A 404-nucleotide genomic window follows, 5' to 3' on the forward strand; every position below is an offset into this window, starting at 1 on the left:
TCCTTGAGGCGCGCCGACAGGCTCACCGCCGGCGGATCGCCCGCGCGGCCCGCAGAATAGTTGTTCAGGCCGACGTGGATCTTGCCGTCCAGGAAGGTGCCGGCCGTCAGCACCACCGTGCGCGAGCGGAAGGCGATGCCCACCTGCGTGATGGCGCCCACCACGCGGTCGCCTTCCACCATCAGGTCGTCCACGGCCTGCTGGAACAGCCACAGGTTGGGCTGGTTCTCCAGCATCCGGCGGATCGCGGCCTTGTAGAGGATGCGGTCGGCCTGAGCGCGGGTGGCCCGCACGGCCGGGCCCTTGGAGCTGTTGAGGATGCGGAACTGGATGCCGCCCTCGTCCGTGGCCAACGCCATGGCGCCGCCGAGCGCGTCCACCTCTTTCACGAGGTGGCCCTTGCC

Annotated in this window: 1 protein-coding gene; it reads right to left on the minus strand. The window is 70.0% G+C overall.

Annotation, left to right across the window (positions count from 1 at the left end; genetic code table 11):
• Positions 1–389, minus strand: a 389-nt coding sequence (locus tag JZ791_RS47500; RefSeq protein ID WP_498049426.1) for an FAD-dependent oxidoreductase, incomplete at its 3' end; no start/stop codon positions are given.
• Positions 390–404: the final 15 nt, after the last annotated feature.

The organism is Nocardia alni (genome assembly GCF_019038435.1).
GTDB lineage: Bacteria > Actinomycetota > Actinomycetes > Mycobacteriales > Mycobacteriaceae > Nocardia > Nocardia alni.